Annotated in this window: 1 protein-coding gene; it reads right to left on the minus strand. The window is 73.7% G+C overall.

Annotated features, from left to right (window positions below; all coding sequences use genetic code 11):
- Positions 1-4,289, minus strand: a 4,289-nt coding sequence (locus ACIRPT_RS40890; protein ID WP_403836963.1) for an amino acid adenylation domain-containing protein, incomplete at its 3' end; no start/stop codon positions are given.
- Between the last annotated feature and the right edge of the window lie 21 nt (positions 4,290-4,310).

The raw sequence follows: 4,310 nt of genomic DNA on the forward strand, positions 1-4,310 counted from the left end.
AGCGCGGTCGGGACGTCCTCGCCCACCGCCGACCAGTACGCCAGCTCCTCGTCGAAGCCACCCTCCTCGACATGCGACCGCAGCCGCGACGCCCATTCCAGGAACGATGTGGTCTTGGGGCCGAGGTCCACCGTCGCACCCGACGCCAGCTGGCCGTACGCCACCGCCAGGTCCTCCAGCAGCACCCGCCACGACACCGCGTCCACCACCAAGTGGTGTGCCACCAGCATCAGTTGACTGCCTTCGCCGTCGCCGTCGTCGGCGCCGAGCGCAAAGGACAGGGCGCGCAGCAGCGGACCCTCGGTGAGGTTCAGGCCGCGCTGGGCCTCGGCGACCAGCCGGTCCCGCTCGGCCCGGCGGGCGTCGGAGGAGAGGTGGGTGAGGTCGGTGTGGTGTACGGGTACGGGGGTGGCGTCGTCGGCCACGGACTGGGTCCAGGCGCCGTCCGCGCCGCGTACGAAGCGCAGCCGGAGGGCGTCGTGATGGGCCACCACGGCGGCCACCGCGTCCGCCAGGACGTCGGGGTCCACGCCCGCACCGAGGGTCGCCGCCATCGACATGTCGAAGTGGTGCGGGGCCGCGGTATGCGAGGCGAAGAACCACTCCTGGATGGGCGTCGGCCCCACCGGGCCGTCGACGGAGCGCCGCTCCTGCGAGGGCGCGGACTCGCCGGCCCGGTCCGCGTGCTCGGCCAGGGCCCGTACCGTCTGCCGGTCGAAGACGTCCTTCGGCGCGATCGACAGGCCCGCGGCGCGCGCCCGGGAGACGACCTGGATGCTGAGGATGGAGTCGCCGCCCAGGTCGAAGAAGTTGTCCTCGACGCCGACCGCCTCCACGCCCAGCACCTCCGCCCAGATGGCGGCGAGGGTCTCCTCCACCGGCGTGCGCGGCGCGAGCCGCGCCGAGCCGTCACCCGCGGCCTCGGGCGCGGGCAGCGCGCGGCGGTCCACCTTGCCGTTCGGCGTGAGCGGCAGCGCGTCCAGCGTGACGAACACCGACGGCACCATGTAGTCCGGCAGCCCGTCGGCGAGGAACGCGCGCAGCGCGGCCGCTTCCGGCGCCGGGGCCTCGGCCCCCGCCGCGGGCGACACATAGCCGACCAGCCGGGCGCCGGGTCCGTCCGTACGGAAGAGCACCGCCACCTGACCGACGGCCGGGTGCTCCGCCAGCGCGGTCTCCACCTCGCCCAGCTCCACGCGATGGCCGCGCACCTTGACCTGGGCGTCCGTCCGGCCCACGAAGTGCAGCTGGCCGTCGTCGCCCCAGCGCACCGCGTCCCCGGACCGGTACATCCGCGCCCCCGGCGCCCCGTAGGGGTCGGCGACGAACCGCTCGGCGGTGATCCCCGGCCGGTTCACATAGCCGCGGGTGACGCCCTCGCCGCCGATGTAGAGCTCCCCGGCGACGCCCGGCGCGACCGGCCGCAGCCAGGCGTCGAGGACATAGGTGCGGACGTTGGCGTACGGGCGGCCGATGGGCGGGGCGCCCGCGTCGGCGGCGGACAGCGGGTCGCTGAACGTGGTGGCGATGGTGGCCTCGGTCGGGCCGTACCCGTTGACCATCCGCCGGCCGTCCGCCCATCGCGCGACGAGGTCGGCGCTGACCACCTCCGCGCCGACCAGCAGCGTGCGCAGATCGGGGAGTTCGGTACGGGGCAGAGTGGCGAGCATCGCGGGCAGGATCAGCGCATGGCTGACCCGGTGGCGGCGCAGCAGATCCACCAGCTGCTCGGCGGAGAGGGTCTCCGGCGGCGACAGGACGAGGGTGCCGCCCACGCCGAGCGCCATCAGCACCTCGATCAGCGAGGCGTCGAAGCTGGGGGACGCCCCTTGCAGCACCCGGCAGCCCTCGGCCGCGCCGAGTCTCTCCACGACGGCGGTGAGCAGGGCGCTGAAGCCGGTGCCCGGGACCTCGACGCCCTTGGGGACACCGGTCGATCCCGAGGTGTAGATGACATACGCCGGCGCGTCCGGATCGATCCGGACGTCCGGGAGCGCGGCCGGCCGCTGCGCGAGCTCGGCACCGAGGGTGTCCACCTCCACCACGGGCACGGCATCCGGGGCGGGCAGTCCGTCGCCGAGGCGCTTCTCGGTCAGCAGCAGCATGGCACCCGAGTCGGTGACCATATGGGCGATCCGCTCGGCCGGGTACTTCGGGTCGACGGGTACGTAGACGGCGCCCGCGTGGAAGACCGCCTGCATGGCGACCAGCCAGTCGATGCCGCGCTCCAGGGCGACCCCGACGCGGTCGCCCGGGCGTACCCCCCGGGAGATGAGGTAGTGCGCCAACTGGCCTGCCCTGCCGTGCAGTTCGGTATAGCTCAGCGTGGTCTCGCCGCAGATGACGGCCGGGAGGCCGGGCGTACGGGCCAGCTGCGCCCGGAAGATCCCGGCGAGCGGGAGCCGTTCCAGCTGCCGCTCGTCGCGGCCCCACTCGTCGAGGATCTGCCGGCGCTGCCCGGCGTCGACGAGGTCCAGGCCGCCGAGTTTGCGGCCGGTGGCGGTGGCCACGGTCCGGGCGTGCCGGGCGAGCTCGTCGCACAGTCCCTGCACCGTCGACCGGTCGAAGACCTCCGGGTCGTAGGCGAGGATGAACTCCAGCCGCTCGCCACCGTAGGCGAGGAGGTTGAGGGGGTAGTTGGTGGCCTCGACGGCGCTGATCTCGCCGACCTTCAGCCCGTGCTCGGCGGCCGCGTCGGTGTCCACCGGGTAGTTCTCGAAGACCACGAGGGTGTCGAACAGCGGCCGGTCGGCGGGGAGGTCCGCCAGCGCCTGGACGCGGGTGAGCGGGAGGTGGTCGTAGCGGCGGGCCTCGACCTGTTCGGCCTGGAGGCGCTGGAGCCACTCCACCACGCCCAGCTCCGGCTCCAGCCGGGTACGCACCGGGAGGGAGTTGATGAACAGGCCGACCATCTCGTCGGCGCCGGGCAGTTCGGTGGGCCGGCCCGAGGTAGTCGCCCCGAACACCACATCGTGCTGTCCGCTGCGCCCGGCCAGCAGCAGCGCCCACAGGCCCTGCACCACGGCGTTCACGGTCAGCCGGTGCCGGCGGGCGAACGCGTACAGCTGGTCGGTGAGCTCCGGCGTCAGCTCCACACCCACCCGGGCCGACGAGCGCGACTGGCCGGAACGGACCGCCGGACGGTCGTACGGCAACGCCACCGGACTCTCGAACCCTGCCAGCACCCCGCGCCAGAACTCCTCGGCGGCGGGCTGATCGCGGTCGGCCAGCCACCGCACATGGTCGGCGAGCCGCCGCCCGCCGGAGACAGCGACGGGCGCCACGCCCGCGTACCCGTCGAAGACCGCCGACAGCACGCGGGACAGGCTCCAGCCGTCGAGCAGCAGGTGGTGGAAGGTGAACAGGACCCGGACACGGTCGTCGGTGAGGCGGGCGAGGGCCAGCCGGGCCAGCGGCACCTGCCGCAGATCCAGCCCCCGCTCACGGTCGGCGGCGACCCACTCCTCCCAACGGGCCTCATGCTCCCCGTCGGTGAGACCGCGCCAGTCCACGATCTCGACGGGCAGCGCCACCTCCCGGTGCACCACCTGCACCGGCTCCGCGACGCCCTCCCAGACGACGCCGACCCGCAGCGCCTGCACCCCGTCGACCACCCGCTGCCAGGCCGCGCCGAAGGCGGTGGCATCCGAGACGCCGTCGACCACGAACATCAGTTGCTCGAAGTAGGCGGCGGTCCGCGCCTGCGCCGACTCCATCAGCGCGTGGAAGAGCATCCCGGACTGCATCGGCATCAGCGGCAGCACGTCCTCGACGCCACGGCCGTCACCCACCACCCGGTCCACACCCGCCTGGTCGAGCCCCGACAGCGGGAAGTCCGACGGCGTGCAGCCACCGGCCCCCGGCTCCTCGCAGTGCGCCACGAACTCCTCCAGCGCGGCGATGAACCGGGACGCCAGGCGGTCCACCACCTCCTCGGCGAAGACGCCGTCGGACCAGGCCCAGTCCACCACCAGCCGCCCGTCGGCCACCCGGCCCACCACATCCAGCGCATACGCCGGCCCGTCCAGCGGGCTGTGCTCGCCCCGGGGGCTGGGCAGCAGGGCCTGGTAGAGGCCGCCGTCGCCGGTCATGCCGTCGAACTGGCCGAGGTAGTTGAAGCTGATCCCCGGCCGGACCGTGCGGCCGAGATCCCCCGCCGCGGAGTCGGGGTCGCCCAGATAGCGCAGGGCGCCGTAGCCCAGGCCGCGGTGCGGGACGGAACGGAGGTTCTCCTTCACCGACTTGACCAGAACGTCCCAGCCGGTCGCCGCATCCCCCGGCAGCTCCACCGGGAAAACGGTGGTGAACCA

This window comes from Streptomyces sp. NPDC101227, from assembly GCF_044767545.1.
Taxonomy (GTDB): Bacteria; Actinomycetota; Actinomycetes; order Streptomycetales; family Streptomycetaceae; genus Streptomyces.